Genomic DNA, 14,599 nt, shown 5'->3' on the forward strand with positions numbered 1-14,599 from the left:
GGCTGGTCTTGGCGCGCCTCACCGACGAAGATGACCACGTCGGTGACGAGAGGGAGCGCACGGCATGGTCAAGGTGCACGGCAAGGCGGAGGCCGAGCGGATCCGCGACGAGCTGCGGGAGCAGCGGCGGCCGTCCGGGCCCGTCGGCAAGGCCGAAGAGGTCGAGAAGCCGTCGGGTGAGGGTGCGGCGGCCATCGTCGCCGACGGTGCGGACCGCATCGAGCTCGACTACACCGAGATCGCGGAGGCCCTGAAGGCGCTGGACGAACGTCAGCGTGTGCTGGAGGCGCATCTGGCCGACGCCCGCGAGCTGGGGGCGCCACTGGCCGACGGCAAGGGCCCCGTCTCCGTCCCGATGCGCCGGTCGTTCGCCCGGCGGGGCGGGGCGGAGGAAGGCGGGGTGCAGGTCGCGCTCGAGTCCTACCTGGCCGAACTCGCCGCGTTCCGTGCCGCGATCGGGCTGGTCGCCGAGCAGCACGGCCGCACCGACGAGGCCGCCGCCTCCACCGTCGACGCCGTGGCGAGGGGGAACGATGAGCGGTGAGTACTACACCGACAAGCATCCGCTGAGCGCCCGGGCGCGGGCCAAGCAGCGGAAGGTGATCCGCCGTCGCAAGGCCAACCTGAAGGAAGGCGCGCTCGGGAAGATCAACTGGGAGTGCTACGAGCACCGCCAGCTGTGGGACATGATCAAATCCGCGCAGCCGCCGAAACTGGGGGAGCAGGCGCATCGCTGGGGCGAGCTGGCCAAGGGCGTCGACACGGCGACCGCGGAGGTCCGCGCGATCGTGCAGAAGCTGCTGCTGTCCTGGCACGGCCCGTCGTCGGCGCAGGCCGCCGAGTCCGCGCATCGCCTCACCACCTGGGCCAGTGAAGCCGCACAGACCTCCCGGCACATCGGCGACGGCCTCGACGCCTACACCTCGGCGATCACCGAAGCCCGGCGCAAGATGCCGGAGCCGGTGCACTACACCGCCGAGCGCTGGTTCCAGCAGGGATACGCGGTGAAGGCGCTCGACGGCCCCAACGGGGCGTACATGATGGACGACCTCCTCGACGACAAGCTCCCGACCAAACGGGAGGCGGACCGCGCCAAGGCCGAAGCCGTCCGGGTGATGGACCAGTACGAAGAGGCCAGCCAAGGCGTCCGCCACGGGCTGCCGCCGATGTTCGAAGCCGCCCCGAAGGCGGCCGAAATCCAGGCACCGCCCGCGTTGCCGCCGGTCGCGCCGCCCGTCACACCCGTACCGCCTCGTCCGGTGCCGTCGCCGGTACCGCCCCGGCCGGTCCCCGTGCCGTCGCCGGGTGACTCCGGATCGGACGTCGAGAGTCCCGACGACAGTACGTACGCGGCCTCGTCCGGAGTCGTGGATCTTCCGTCCGGAGGCACGACCGGTATCGGCGGGCCGGGGCAAGGCTCGGGATACGGCCCCGGCGCGTCCGTACCCGGTGGCGGTCTCTCCGTCGAAGACGCCGCCAGGAGCGGACGCGCCGCCGGCGGAGGGTTCGTGGGTGGTGCCGGCAGTCCGGTCTCGGGCGGTGTCGGCCAGGGCACCGCGGGCGTCCGGGGAGGCACCGGGGGAGCCGGATTCGGCATGTACCCGCCGATGTCCGGCTCGCAGCGCGAAGAGGACAAGGAACACCGCGACCGCTACGGCAGCGGATTCGACCTCCTCGACGATCTTCCGCCCGCCTATCCGCCGGTGTTCGGCGAATGAGCGGCTACCGCGCCGAACCGGAGCAACTGCGGGTACTCGCGCGGCGGCTCGAAGACGTCGCGGGCGATTTGATCGACGCCGCCCGGGTGACCGACGGCTTCGCCACGCTCGATCTGGGATCGCCGGGAATCGCGACGGCACTCGACGGGCTGATCCGTCCTTGGACGGATTCCATCGTCGCCACACACGACGAAGTCGCCTCCGCCGCGGCCGGGATCTTCACCGCGGCGAAGTCGTACGAGAGCACCGACGACGACGCTGTTCGGACGCTGAAGCGTGCGGACGGAGGCTCGTGATGCCCGAGTTCAGAGGGCTCGGCTTCAACCCGGTTCCGGGTGACGCGAACGCCGTCGAAGACGTCGTCCGCCGGTGTTCGTTCGCGGCCGCGAAACTCGACGCGGCGGCGGACGCCAGGGTCGAAGTGCCGCCCGAATGGGAGGGTGACGCCGCCGGAACCGTCGCCGCCCGCGCCGCCGCGGCGAGGACGGCGCTCGAACCCGCGCCGGCCGTGCTGCGTGCCACGGCGGAGATCCTCTCCGGGTGGGCGGGCACCCTCGTCGCCGGAGTGCGACGGGCGGAGCAGCTCGACCGGCGCGCCGTGACCCTGCGGCGCGCGGTCCTCGACGCCACGGACGCCGTCGAGATCGCGGAGACGGCCGTGCAGTTCGCCACCGGCGCGTCGGCGTCCACCGCAGAAGCCGATCTCGCGACGGCGAAGGCACGCCACGAGGAAGTGAAGCGCGAGCTCGACGCTGTCCTGGAGCAGGCTCGCGCGCTGGAGACAGGTCACCGGGCCGAAGCGTCGCGCGTCGAGGACAGGCTGAGGGCGCTGGGCGAACCCAGCGCTGCCATGGGCAAAGCGCCGGACGGGGTCGCGCAGTTCGGGGAAGTCACCCAAGGGATGGACCGATTTTCCCTGCTGGGCAAGGAACTCGCCGCGTCCCTGGCCCGCGCACCCGGGCCCGCGGTCACGCCGTCGTCCGGTGCGGTCGGCGCCTTCGCCGCGGCCGTCTCCCTGGGTGGCCGGTGAAACTCACCGCGGTTCCGGGAATCACCCCGGTCTCCTTGGCCTCGGTCGAACGGACGACGGCCGAGCTGCACACGCTGCTGATCCGGCTCCGTGGTCCGGACGCCGAACGCGATCTGGGGCTGGAGACGGCCGCGATCCAGGCCGCCGAACGTGCGCACGAGCACCGCGCGGGCCTGCTGGCGGTCGTCGAACACCGGGACGCCGACCCGGCGTTGCTGCTCGCCGGATCCGTACCGGTCGAGCGGCCGCTCGGTGTCGAGGCGGCCGCCGAGCTGAGCTGGTTCGCCGCCGACACCACGCCGGGGATCCGCGAGGTCAGCACGGCGACGACCGCGCTCGGCTACCCGGTGGTGATCGTCGAACGGATCGCCGTCGACGGGCCGGGCGCGCAGCTTCAGGCCGTCGTCCTCGACCCGGAACGGCCGCGGGTCGCGGTGTTCACCCTGCATTCGCCCGGTGGCCGGGGCTGGCTGGACGTCGCCGCGCTCGCGGGCGCGCTCGTCGCGGGAGTGGATCTCAGTGAGCCAGCGCGCGTTCCCTGAACTCACGCGGCGTCTCCCCGACGGCCTTCCGGAACGTGCGCGAGAAGTGGGCCGCGCTGGTGAAACCGCAGTCCCTGGCGATCTCGGCGATCCCGCGCGCGGCCTTCGCCGGATCCGCCAACAGGGTTTTCGCCCGCTCGACCCGCAATCCCTTGATCCGCTCGGAAATGCCCTGGCCGTCATCGAACAGCTGGTAGAGCCGTCGCCGCGAGATGTACAGGGCTTCGGCCACCTGATCGGCGCCCAGCGAGGGATCGGCGAGATGTTCGCGCATGTACCGGACGGCCTCGCGACGGCGGGTCGCGAGTGCGTCGGCGCGGTCGAGTTCGGCCCGCAGCACGCTGCGCAGCACCAGTTCCGAGAGTCCTCGCAGGTGATGGGCGAGGCCGTGCGGATCGAGCGACGGGCTGACCGCGAGGACGTGCGCGATCGCGCTGGAGAACAACGCGCGCAGTGGCGCGTCGACGTCGACGGGGCGGAACATCAGCGGCCGCAACTCGGTGAAGGACAAGGAGAGTTCCGCCGCCGGAAGCGTCAGCATGACGACGCCGCGCCTGCCCGGAGCCTCACCGTCGTGCCCGCCGACCGGCAGGACATGCAGGACACAGCCCGCGAAACCGAGTTTCGCGCCCTCCTCCGCGACCGCCCGCGGCACCGTGCAGCGCAGGAGGAGCTGGATGCCGTCCGGACCGGACTTCCGGTCTCCGAGGATGGCCGCGCGGGCGGCCGCGGCGCCGGAGGCACGGACGATGAGCTGTCCGGTCGCGACTTCGGGTTCGGTCATGGGCACCGTTCGCGGATTCGTCGGGATCTGGAGTTCATCTTCACCGTTCGATCGGTATCGTGCCCGCCGGGGCCACGACCTAGGGGAGGAAGGGCCATGGCGCGGCGTTCGGGGAGTTCGGCGGGCATCGTCCTGTCACATCTGGAATTCGACCTCCTGTGGGCGGACCTCGGGAACGGTGAGCTGCCTTATCCGCTCGAAGTGGCTTCGCACGGCGAAACCATGGACGAACGGGACGAACTGGGCGAGCGTGTCTTCGCGGACCTGGCCGAGGCCGGATTCACCAGCGGCGAGGACATCGATCCCGCCGTCGAGGACCTGTTCGTCCTTTTGGGCTCACCCGCGCTGTCGGTGGACGCGCTGGTGCTCGGCGAACAGCCGTGGCGGATGCTCGCCGCGGTCCGGGGCGCCCACGGCGTGCTGGCCGTCCTCGACGAGAAGGACCTGGTCCTCGAACCGTTGCGTGCGGCTGATCTGGTCGTCACCGTCGGCCGGATGCTCGGCGACGGCGTGCCCGGACCGGGTGACCAGATCCGCTTGCCGCGGGCCGCTTTCTCGGCGGCTATGGCCGGCTTCGCAAGGGCCGGCTACGACGGTTTCGAGCGCGCACTGGCCGAAGCCGGCATCACCGGGCGAACCGTGCGGCCGTTGGCGACGATGGTGACGTCGGCCCGCTACGGCGCCGGCCAGCTCGCGGTGAACGGCGTGCGCGGCCGGACCCCGGTACTCAGCTGGTTCGACACCGAGGCCGGCCGCTACGCCGTCACCCACGAGAACGTCGGCGGCGAGCCGTGGGTGATGGTCACCCCGGCCGACGCCGGATGGCTCGCCGAGCGGCTCAAACCGATGATCGACGACGTCACCTGATCAGGAACGCCAGGCGGGTAAGGCGAAATCGTCGGCGATACCGTCCACAACGGACTCGCCGGCGTCGAGCGCGAGGACGGTGGCCGCCGCGGCCAGCCGGAGCACGAGCGCGGAAAGGTCGCTCGCGCGCGAGGTGAGCGCGGCCCGGTCGAACCGCAGCCCCACCGGCTTCCCGTACAGATCGACCGTCACGGTGACGCCGTCGCTACTGGCCTCACCGGTGACAGCGGCCAGCCGACCGCGGTAGTCGGTGTCCGGGGCCTCGGCGTCTTCCAGCAGTTGCTCGACACCGCGCTCGTCGATCACTGCACCCTCCAAGTGTCCGGGGTCGTCTCCTCGACCGCTTCGGCCAGCTCCGCGCTCGTCCCGAGCCCCAACGAGTCCGCGTCGTCCAGGTCGAGCCGGCGGCTCGCCTGAGCGGCCGCCCGGTCGACGAGACCGAGGATCCGCCTGGAGAGTTCCTCCGGGCCGAGCCGCAGCGCGGACTCCTCGATCCGCAGATCCCGCAGCGCACCACCGGCTTCGACCTCGACCGTGAGCACGCGGTCGCGTGCTTTCCCGGTACTCACGGGCGCACCCCGCCGTAGAAGGTGGAGCTGGACAGCGTATGCGTGTTGCGGCGCACGGAGTCGCCCGAGTTGCCCTCGATCATCGTCACCTTGTTGCCTTCCACCTTCTCCACGATCCCGATGTGGGTGCTCGTCGACGGGCTCTGCGGCCCGGTCCCGAACAGCAGGACGTCACCGGGTTTGGCCTGTTTCAACGAGTTCTTGCCGTACGCCTTGTCGTGCTGCTGCCCCCAGCGGTAGACGTCGCCGGTGAAGGGCAGGATCGGGATCTTGACCCCGGCCTTGCGCCACATCGCGGTGGCGAACGAGGCACACCACGGCGCCGTCGGGCCGTACGGGTTCCGGTTGCTGCCGGGCGGGTTCTCGCGGGTCCCGAGTTCCTTGCGTGCCGCGGAGACGACCTTCTGACCGCGGGAGGTCGCCTTGCTCGGGCTCGTCCCACCCGGCTTGCCGTGACCGGAACCGTCGGGCTTGTCGGCGACCTTCCGGTCGGCGACGCCGTCGTGACGGAGTTCCTTGCGCAGGGCTCGAAGCCGTTTCGCGGCGTCGCCGAGTTCGTCGTTGACCTTCCGCAAGGTCGCGGCCGACTGCTTGGTGTAGCGCGGCGCGAGATCGGCGGCCGCGGCGATCGCGGTGGCCATCGCGGCCCGCGAGCCCACCCCGGCGGCGTCGTCGAGGAGCTTCTTGGCCTTGCCGATGTACTCGTCGGCGAGCCGCTGGACGGCGGTGTGCCCGCTGTCCACAGTGGACGTGACCCGGGCGACGACCCGCTCGGCGTCGGTGCTCGCGTCGGCGGTGGTCCGGATGTCCTTGCGCAGCCGCATGGTCGTGCGCTCGAACTCGTCGGACGCCTTGCCGTCCCAATGGCTCAGGACGACGTCGGTCTCCTTCTTGTGCAGGTCGTGCTGGTCGTGCAGGGTTTTCGAGACCTGGTGCAGGGCGAACTGGACGCGGGCGGCGTCCTCGGCCTTGCCCGCGAGCTTGTTGCGGTGCGCCAGGATGTCCGCGGCGAAGTGCCGGGCGGTGGCCAGGGTGTCCATCGAAGTCTCCAACGCTGTCAGGCGAGCTGGTTCAGGCGTGCGGCGGCCGAGGCGTCGCGGTCGTGGTAGGCCTTCCCGGCCTTGGCGGCGGCGTCCGCGAGCCTGTCGGCGGACGTACCGACCGCCTTGACCTGGCTTTGGAGAGCTGCGCCGAAGTCGCCGAGCGCGTCGGCGAACCCGGACTCCTTGCCGATCTTGCCGAAGCTGTCGTCGGCGATCGACCGGACGTCCTTGACCTGGTTCGCCGAAGCGGAGGTGAGGGCGTCGCCGACCCGCCGGGTGCGTCGCACGAAGCCGTTCAGGATCTGCCCGTCGACCCGGATCTGCCCGAGGCCGCCGCCTGAAGGGTTTTTGCCGGGGTGTTTCCGCACGGCCTCGGCCGCCTTGCGCGCGGCGGGCAGGTGACGTTCGTAGGCGCCGTTGGTGTAGGTCGACCACGGCGTCCAAGACTTGCCGTCGCCGGAGATCTTGTTGGCGGCCTTGGCGTTCGTGGCGGCGTCGAACAGTTCGGCGTTCGAGTCGAGGCCGAACTGCCTGCGCCGTTCCGGCCCCATCGCGCCCAGCATGTTGATCTGCCAGAGCCCGTAGGAGTTGTCGGGCGGGGTGGCGTTGTGGGCCCGGGTGTTCCCGCCGGACTCGGCGAGCGCGACCGCCACCGCCGTGGTCAGCCCGTCGCCGCGAAAGCCGGCGTCGTAGGCGTGCCGGGCGATCTGTTCCGGGGTCAGCTTGGTCATGGAACGAGCTTGACCGCCTGTGCACGCCGGAGGGAACCGGCGTTGCACGCGTGGACACGTGCGTTGCACAGGCGGTCAGGACACGGCGGTGGCGCCGGTTCGCGATGGCCACAACGGAACGTTGCGAAAGCCACTTTCGCAACCTTCACCGTTGCGAAAGTGGCTTTCGCAACCGCGGCCCCACGGGCCGAGCAGTACTAGCTCACCGGCTCGATCCAGATGTTGCGGAACTTCGGGTTCTCGCCCGGGTCACCGTGATCCTGGAGGCGGATCGCCCCCGGGCCCGCGTTCTCCGGGTTGCTGTCGCCCGTGCCGCCGTCGATGGCCACGTCGTTGTGGACCACGACGCCGTTCCACACCACCGTCACCCGGGCGTTGTCGGTCTTGTTCCCGGCACCGTCGAAACGGGCCGCGCGGAAGGTGATGTCGTAGGTCTGCCACGTTCCCGGCGCCGCCGCCATGTTCCGGTCTGGTGCCTTCTTCAGGTAGATCGCACCGGCCTCGTTGTTGGCGAGCGTTGTGTCGCCGAACGATTCCAGCACCTGGAGTTCGTAGCGTTCCTGGAGGTAGACGCCGCTGTTGCCCCTGGCCTGGCCGGTCACCTCCGGCGGGTAGTTCGGCTCGTTCCACTCGACGTGCATCCGGAAGTCGCCGAACTGCTGCTTCGTCCGGATGTCACCGCCGTTCGACTCCATCGCCCCGCCGGCCACCGGCCAGGTCGCGGCGCCGCCCGCCCGTTTCTCCCAGGCGTTCAGGTTCGTGCCGTTGAACAACTGGATCCGCTGGGCAGCCGTGACGGTGAGGCTGTCGAGGTTGACGTTGCCCGCGTCGCCGGTGTCGTAGCGGTAGGAGATCGTGTTCGCCCCGGCCTTGAGGTTGAGCGTCTCCGGTTGGGAGTTCCAGGTGTCCCAGTTGCCGGTGCTCGCGAGCCTGACTTGTTTGACCTTGGCCCCGTTGACGTACACGGTCACCGATTTGGTCCCGGGCGCCGGATCCGGGCCGTTCGAGTACCGCAGGGCCGCGTTGTAGGCCCCGGCGGTCGGCGCGTTCACCGTGAACGTCGTCGAGGCGCCCTGGTTCCAGTACCCGTCGACGAATCCGGTGCCCGCGTAACCCGCGTGGTTGGTGTTGGTCGCGGCGCCACCGGCCAGCGTGGCCCGCTCCGCCTCGTAGGTCGTGCTCGCGGCCGGGCCGCCGACCAGGGAGTTCAGCGTGTACCACGCTTCGGTGCTCCACAGCGCCGCGCCGGACTCCGACGCGAACGGCCGCGGTGACCGCACGTGCACCACGTGCCCGGCCTTCAGCCCCGCCACCTGCAGCGTGACCTTCTTGCGGTCGGGGGACAGGCTCGCGGAGGTGACGGACAGGGTCTGCTCGTCGACCTTCGGCCCGCCGTACGCCGCGGTGGGCTGGTAGCGCCACTGCTGGGCCTGGTACTTCGCCGCCAGGTTCTGCGCGGTCTCGGCCGACAGCGGCTGTGTGTACTCGAGTTCGAACCCGCCCGCGACCGCCCGCATCGCGCGGATGTCGAAGGCGTTCGTGCCGTTCGGCGTCACCTTCTGGAGACCGTAGGCGAGCTTGCCGGGCTGACCCCAGTTGCCGCCGCCGTCGATCCCGCCGGTGTAGATCGCGCCGTCCGGACCGAGGCTGATCCGGCTGACGCCCGACTCGAGTCCTTGCGTGAGACGGAAGACAGCGCCCTGGTACTCGCCGTTGACCTTCTCCAGGAAGGCCCGCTGCAGGCCGCCGTAGGTCACGTCGCCGTACACCATCTGCCCGGCGAAGGGGCCCTGCGACAGCATGACCATGTTGCTCGGCGAGTTCGCGATCTCGTTGTGCGGCAACCACAACACGGGCGCCGTCACCGGCTTCGAGTCGAACGGGCCCGGGGGATTGGTGTAGTGGTTGAAGAAGCGGTCCTGCTTGACCCGCACCAGCTTGTTCGCGGGGAGCCAGCCGCCCTGGTTGTCGGTGACGAAGACGTCGCCTTCCGGTCCCCACCCGATGCCGTGCGGTGTGCGGAGCCCTCCGGCGATGTAGGAAACCTGGCCGGTGGCCTTGTTCACCTTGATCGTGGTGCCGCGGTTCGGCGCGGGCTGCGGATCGGTCGTCGCGCCGCCGTAGTTGATGGAGACGGAAAGGTTGGCGTAGAAGAACCCGTCCTTGTACAGCAGGCCGAACGCGAACTCGTGGAAGTTGCCGCCGAACGGCCAGGTGGCGACCGTGCGGTAGTCGTCGGTCACACCGTCGCCGTTGGTGTCGTTCAGTTCGACGAGCCGCGTCTTCTCGGAGACGTACAGCTTGCCGTCGACGTACTTGACGCCCATCGGTTCCTTCAACCCGCTGGCGACGCGTTTCGTCCGGACCTTGGTCGGGTCGGTGTTGCCGGAGACGTTGCTCAGCAGGTGGACCTCGCCGAGCACCTTGTCCGAACCGCCCCAGGTGGCGATGGCGAGCCGCCCATCGGGCAGCCAGTCCATCCCGGTGACCTGCGGCTGGAACCCGTCGGGTCGCAGGTTCGTCAGCGTGAAGCCGGGGTGGACGGCGTTCAGCGGCAGTCCGTCACCCGGCGAATCGGCGGCGCCCTCGCATTCCTTGCGTCCCGGCGACGTCACCCGGACGACGTCGGCGTCGGTGCTGAGCACCGAAGTGGGCACGAGCGCGAAATCGGCCGCGCCCGGTGGCCGCCATTCGAGGGTGACCTGCTGATCGGCGGTGTTGTCGAAGTGGTCGATCCGCAACGCGTGATACCCGGTGCCCAGCTGGACCGAACCGGTCGCCGGTGTCCCCGAATGCAGGCCGTCGTGGTTGATCACCCGCTGGCCGTCGATGAGCAGCCGGGACCCGTCGTCGCTGGTGAGCCGGAACTCGTACTGGCCGGCGGTGGCGATGTTGATGTTCCCGATGACTTCGGAGACGAACTGCTCGTTGAGCCCGAAGTCGGCCGTGGAGGTCCAGTTGATCGTCGGCATCAGCTTGTCGACGTTGGGAGTCTGGCCGGACTTGATCACGCAGAGCTTGTCGATCGCGCGCTGGAGGTCGTACGTGCGGAGCGTGACTCCGGGTTGCTGGGGCGGGATGGCCGCTTCGGCCGGGGCTGTTACCAACCCGGTCAGGCCCGTGACCAGCGCCAATGAGGCGACGATGGACCGGTTGAAGCGCCTTCGGACAGACGGAAGCATCGTTGCTCCTCGAGGTCGGCGGCGGAGCACCTCTGTGACGTCCGCTGAACCTAAGAGGACTTTCGTCCGGCGTCAACGAAAGTATGTACAACTCGGACGAAAGTTAGCCCTAATGGTCGCGCCGCACCGTTTGCGCCATTCAGGTGGGAACTCGCCTGAGACGCGACGGTGGCCGCGGCCGGGACGACAGAGCCGGTATGGATCGTTCCGGGGGTTCGCCGCTGATCCCGCATCAACTGCCCGCCGTGACCGCCACCTTCATCGGGCGGGAGGCGGAACTGGCCAAGCTCAGCTCTTTCGCGGACCGGGGGAGGGACGGGCAGCCGATCGCGGTCGCGATCGTCGCGGGAGCGCCGGGCGTGGGAAAGACGGCGTTGGCCGTGCAGTGGGCGCATCGGCAGCGAGAGCGGTTCCCGCACGGCGATCTCTACTGCGATCTCCACGGTTACGCTCCGGGCCCGCCGACCACGCCCCATGAGGCCCTCGCCGGGTTTCTGACCGCTCTCGAAGTGCCGGGGAAGATGATCCCGCGCAGCCTCGAAGCGAAGTCGGCGCTGTTCCGGTCCCTCGTGAACGATCGACGGTTCGTCATCGTCCTCGACAACGTCACCTCCCCGGACGAGGTCCGCGCCCTGTTGCCCAGTACGTCCGGTTGCTTCGTGATGGTGACCAGCCGCAGCAGTCTTTCGGGTCTCGTCGTCCGCAACGGCGCGCACCGGATCACCCTGGACATGCTGACCCCGGCGGAATCGGAAGCCCTGCTGCGCAAGGTGATCGGGCCGGAACGCGCGGACGCCGAACCTGGCGCGATCGCCGAACTGGCCGGCCTGTGCGGACATCTGCCGCTCGCGTTGCGGATCGCGGCCGAACGCGTGGCCGCCCATCCCTACCTGCGGCTCGCCGACCTGCTCGGCGAACTCACGTCGGAGGCGCGGACGCTGGACGCGCTCGAAACGGGCGACGACGAGATGTCCGCGCTGCGGCCCGTTTTCTCGTGGTCGTACCGGGCTCTCGATCCCGAGACCGCCCGCGTCTTCCGGGTTCTCGGCCTGCATCCCGGGCCGACCATCAGCGTGGCCGCCGCGACGGTGCTGACCGGATCCCCGCCGTCGGATGTCCGGCGCAGGCTCGACAATCTGACCGGCGGCTGCCTCCTGTTCGAAGTCGATCGCGATCGGTTCCGGTTCCACGATCTGTTGCGCGTCTACGCGAAGGAGTGCGTCGACGCCGAGGAAACGCCCGACGAACGGGAAAACGCGCCCAAGCGGCTGCTGGAGTGGTACCTGGCCTGTGCCGATTCCGCGGATCGCGTGCTCACCCCGATGCGCAGGCGTACTCCGCTCGGTGTCACCGTCGAGCGGTCCGACCTGCTCGAATTCAGCAGCTACGGCGACGCTCTCGGCTGGTGTGAGGCCGAACAGGCCACTCTGGTCGCGTCGGTGCACGCCGCGCTGGCCGCGGACTGGCCGGAGATCGCGTGCCGGCTGCCGCTCGCTTTGTGGGCGTTCTTCACCCTGCGTAAGCCGTGGGCGGAGTGGATCGCGACCTACAAGGCGGGTGTGGAGGCCGCCCGGCGTTGCGCCGACCCGTTCAGCGAAGCCTCGCTGCTCGCCGGGCTGGGCATCGCCCACCGGGATCTGTGCCGGTTCGAGGAAGCGTTGAGGTACTTGGGATCCGCGCTCGCCATCCGGCGCCGGATCGGCGACGCCTGGGGACAGGGGCAGGCCTTGATCAGCCTTGGCATCGCCTATCACGAACAGCGGGAATTCGTCGAAGCCCTCGACTACCACGGGGAGGCGCTGGCGGTCTTCCAGGAACTCGACGACGAATGGGGGGTCGCGCAGACCCTGCACTTCCTCGGGCTGACCAACCACGAACTCGGCCGGTTCGACAAGGCCTACGAGAACCTGCAGGAGGCCTTGGACATCCGGCATCGGATCGGCTATCGGTACGGCGAGGCGGAAACGCTGGTCGGTCTCGCGCTCGTGTTCCAGAAGATCGACCGGAGCGGGGAGTCCCACGGGCATCTCGATCGCGCGCTCGAGATCCGCCGTGAGATGGGGGATCGCTACGGCGAAGCAGCGGCTCTGGATCATCTCGGCCAGCTCTGGGAGGCGACGGGCGAAGCCGGTCCGGCGCGGGAGTGCTGGGGCGATGCCTTGAAGATCTTCAACGAGCTGGGGGCGCCCAGGGCCGCCGACGTCTACGCCCGTCTCCAGCGGATCTAGCCAGGGGTGGTGTTGCGAAAGCCACTTTCACAACACTGAAGGTTGCGAAAGTGGCTTTCGCAACCGCTCCGTAGCGTGCCCGTCCGCCGCGGATCTAGGTCTTCCGTGCCCAGGCGACCAGCCCTCTTTTGGTGAGGGACAGGGGAACCGCCACCTCGCGCGCGAGCCGGCGCGCGGTTCGCTCCGGAAGACCTCTGCCTCGCAGATGCAGCGCGACCGCGGCGTGGTCGGGAAGCGTGACGAGCGGGGCGTCCCAGACGCGGACGGCGTCGACCTCGAACACCTTGCCCAGCAGGGTTTCCGCGACCTCCGCGTCGAAGCTCGACGGGCGTCCCCACCGCGGGAGTGCCCACGCCAGTTCGGGGTCGTTCCAGCGGCTGGACGCCGATACGGCGAGGAGGCCGCCGGGGGCGAGCACCCGGCTCACTTCGGTGAGCGCCTCGATCGGGTCGGGCACGTGATGCAGCATCCACAACGCCGCGGCGCCGTCGAAGATCCCGTCGCGGAAGGGGAGACCGGCGACATCCGCCTGCACCGCGAACCCCGGCGCGTGGGAGACGTGCGACGAGAGGTCCGCGACCACCGTCGGCACGTTCCGGCGCATGAGCAAACGTGAGAGCGCTCCGGTGCCCCCGCCGACGTCCAGTACGAGTGAGCAGCCTTCGAGACGGCGAGCGATCTCCGGATGGACGTCGCCGCATGAGGAGAACCACGCCGTCGAAAGGACATTGGCCGCGAAACGTCCGGGATCGGTCTCGTAGTCGACGGGTACGGCCTCGTTCGCGGGCGTCGGCATCCAGGCACTCCTCCCGCCCACGGCCTTCCAGGGTAAGGACCGGGAGAAGCCGCCCGCGTCGTCTGCTCGGTTAGAGTGCGAAGGGAGCGAGGGAGGGCGATGACGACGGGATCGGGTGAGTCCCGGCTGCGGTCGGCCGTTCTCGCGCAGGCATGGGAGGCCCTCCCCGGTGTCGAGGTCCTGTCGTCGGCCGACGGCGGACCGCTGACGCGGACGATCAAGAAGATCATCGACCCTCTGGTGATCCGCACGGCGGCGCGTCCCCGGCTGGGGCGACCCGTGCTCGACGCGGCCGCCGCGGCGGAAGTGACGGAACTGCTCCTCGCGGACGCGCCCCGATTGCGCGCGACGGCCGCGTGGTTCACCCATCTCAAACGTCAGCGCCGGGCCTTGCGGATCACCGCGGGCAACGTCCAGGACGTGTGCTTTCCGCTGGCCTACGAGCTGGCGACGGGCTTCGGCACACCAGGGCCGGAGGCGCCGGCGACGGCTGCCGCGGCGTTGCGGGACCTGCACGGCGAGGGCGGCACCACCGGCGTCGATCAGCTGACCGGCTACCTGGCGGATCCCCGGATCTCGGCGGATCTGACCTCGGAACTTCAGCGCCGCTGGCACGCCGAGTCCGCCGAACCCGTGACCGAGGACGACGTCGCGTTGCTGCGGGCCTTCGTCGATGGTCTTTCCGACGCCGCCTGGCGAGACCTCGCCGCTTCGGCCGCCGGGCACGCTTTCGGCCTCGCCTTGCGGCAACCGGGCGGTGCCGCCACCCTGACCACCGCGATCGACAAGATCTCCGGTGTGCCCGTGCCGGATCTCGGCCTCCAGCGTGGAGACCGCACTTCCGTCCCACCGCTGAACCGGCGGGACGAGACCGGCGCCGAACTCCTCGAACGCAGCGTAGAACGACGAGTCCGGGCCACCCTGCGCAGGCTGCCCGCCGCCGAGCGCGATTCGGTCGCCGACCTCGTCGACGACGAACTAGCCCGCGTCGCCGCCGGATTCGGTCTCGGCCTGCCCGCCCTCGCCGCCTGTTTCGCACTCGGCGTCGCGGTCGCCCCCGCGCTCCGGCCGCTCGACGCCGCCGTCGCCCGAAGTCTCAAGGGATAGGG

General features: G+C 70.0%; 15 protein-coding genes. 8 read left to right on the top strand and 7 right to left on the bottom strand.

Going from position 1 to position 14,599, the window contains the following annotated elements:
- Positions 1–64: 64 nt before the first annotated feature.
- Genes H5J31_RS05435 through H5J31_RS05455 form a run of 5 tightly spaced genes read left to right on the top strand, consistent with a single transcriptional unit; the run spans position 65 to position 3,290 of the window.
- Positions 65–544 carry a hypothetical protein gene (locus H5J31_RS05435; RefSeq protein WP_181771335.1) on the top strand — a complete coding sequence of 160 codons (480 nt, stop codon included), beginning with the start codon at positions 65–67 and terminating at the stop codon, positions 542–544.
- Positions 534–1,718, top strand: a complete 1,185-nt coding sequence (locus H5J31_RS05440; RefSeq protein WP_181771336.1) for a PPE domain-containing protein — start codon at positions 534–536, stop codon at positions 1,716–1,718. The genes H5J31_RS05435 and H5J31_RS05440 overlap by 11 nt, the downstream gene beginning before the upstream one ends.
- Positions 1,715–2,014, top strand: a complete 300-nt coding sequence (locus H5J31_RS05445) for a type VII secretion target (RefSeq protein ID WP_181771337.1) — start codon at positions 1,715–1,717, stop codon at positions 2,012–2,014. The genes H5J31_RS05440 and H5J31_RS05445 overlap by 4 nt, the downstream gene beginning before the upstream one ends.
- Positions 2,014–2,748: a hypothetical protein gene (locus H5J31_RS05450; protein WP_181771338.1), complete on the top strand. Its 735-nt coding sequence runs from the start codon at positions 2,014–2,016 to the stop codon at positions 2,746–2,748. The genes H5J31_RS05445 and H5J31_RS05450 overlap by 1 nt, the downstream gene beginning before the upstream one ends.
- Positions 2,745–3,290: a hypothetical protein gene (locus H5J31_RS05455; RefSeq protein ID WP_181771339.1), complete on the top strand. Its 546-nt coding sequence runs from the start codon at positions 2,745–2,747 to the stop codon at positions 3,288–3,290. Before H5J31_RS05450 ends, H5J31_RS05455 begins: the two co-directional genes overlap by 4 nt.
- Here the strand turns inward: H5J31_RS05455 and H5J31_RS05460 are convergent.
- On the bottom strand, positions 3,265–4,074 hold the full coding sequence (locus H5J31_RS05460; protein WP_181771340.1) for a helix-turn-helix transcriptional regulator: 810 nt from the start codon (positions 4,072–4,074) through the stop codon (positions 3,265–3,267). The two genes, H5J31_RS05455 and H5J31_RS05460, sit on opposite strands and share 26 nt — an antisense overlap.
- Before the next feature lie 96 nt (positions 4,075–4,170).
- On the opposite strand from H5J31_RS05460, the gene H5J31_RS05465 reads away from it, so the two are divergent.
- The gene (locus H5J31_RS05465; RefSeq protein ID WP_181771341.1) at positions 4,171–4,941 is read left to right on the top strand and encodes an ESX secretion-associated protein EspG; all 771 of its coding nucleotides are present in this window, start codon (positions 4,171–4,173) and stop codon (positions 4,939–4,941) included.
- On the opposite strand, the gene H5J31_RS05470 is transcribed toward H5J31_RS05465, so the two are convergent.
- From H5J31_RS05470 to H5J31_RS05490, 5 genes are all read right to left on the bottom strand, one after another.
- Entirely contained in the window at positions 4,942–5,247 is a 306-nt protein-coding gene (locus H5J31_RS05470) for a hypothetical protein (protein ID WP_181771342.1), read from the bottom strand.
- The gene (locus H5J31_RS05475) at positions 5,244–5,510 is read right to left on the bottom strand and encodes a YbaB/EbfC family DNA-binding protein (RefSeq protein ID WP_181771343.1); all 267 of its coding nucleotides are present in this window, start codon (positions 5,508–5,510) and stop codon (positions 5,244–5,246) included. The genes H5J31_RS05470 and H5J31_RS05475 overlap by 4 nt, the downstream gene beginning before the upstream one ends.
- Positions 5,507–6,550: a CHAP domain-containing protein gene (locus H5J31_RS05480; protein WP_181771344.1), complete on the bottom strand. Its 1,044-nt coding sequence runs from the start codon at positions 6,548–6,550 to the stop codon at positions 5,507–5,509. The genes H5J31_RS05475 and H5J31_RS05480 overlap by 4 nt, the downstream gene beginning before the upstream one ends.
- Positions 6,551–6,567: 17 nt before the next feature.
- Positions 6,568–7,284: a transglycosylase SLT domain-containing protein gene (locus tag H5J31_RS05485; RefSeq protein WP_181771345.1), complete on the bottom strand. Its 717-nt coding sequence runs from the start codon at positions 7,282–7,284 to the stop codon at positions 6,568–6,570.
- 197 nt (positions 7,285–7,481) lie between these two features.
- On the bottom strand, positions 7,482–10,466 hold the full coding sequence (locus H5J31_RS05490) for a family 16 glycoside hydrolase (protein ID WP_181771346.1): 2,985 nt from the start codon (positions 10,464–10,466) through the stop codon (positions 7,482–7,484).
- Positions 10,467–10,663: 197 nt separating this feature from the next.
- On the opposite strand from H5J31_RS05490, the gene H5J31_RS05495 reads away from it, so the two are divergent.
- The gene (locus H5J31_RS05495; protein ID WP_181771347.1) at positions 10,664–12,694 is read left to right on the top strand and encodes an ATP-binding protein; all 2,031 of its coding nucleotides are present in this window, start codon (positions 10,664–10,666) and stop codon (positions 12,692–12,694) included.
- 94 nt (positions 12,695–12,788) lie between these two features.
- Here the strand turns inward: H5J31_RS05495 and H5J31_RS05500 are convergent, their stop codons facing one another.
- Positions 12,789–13,490, bottom strand: coding sequence for a class I SAM-dependent methyltransferase (locus H5J31_RS05500; protein WP_181771348.1), 702 nt, complete (start codon positions 13,488–13,490; stop codon positions 12,789–12,791).
- 99 nt (positions 13,491–13,589) lie between these two features.
- On the opposite strand from H5J31_RS05500, the gene H5J31_RS05505 reads away from it, so the two are divergent.
- On the top strand, positions 13,590–14,597 hold the full coding sequence (locus H5J31_RS05505; RefSeq protein ID WP_236004709.1) for a hypothetical protein: 1,008 nt from the start codon (positions 13,590–13,592) through the stop codon (positions 14,595–14,597).
- Positions 14,598–14,599: the final 2 nt, after the last annotated feature.

Source organism: Amycolatopsis pittospori (assembly GCF_013870525.1).
GTDB classification, from domain to species: domain Bacteria; phylum Actinomycetota; class Actinomycetes; order Mycobacteriales; family Pseudonocardiaceae; genus Amycolatopsis; species Amycolatopsis pittospori.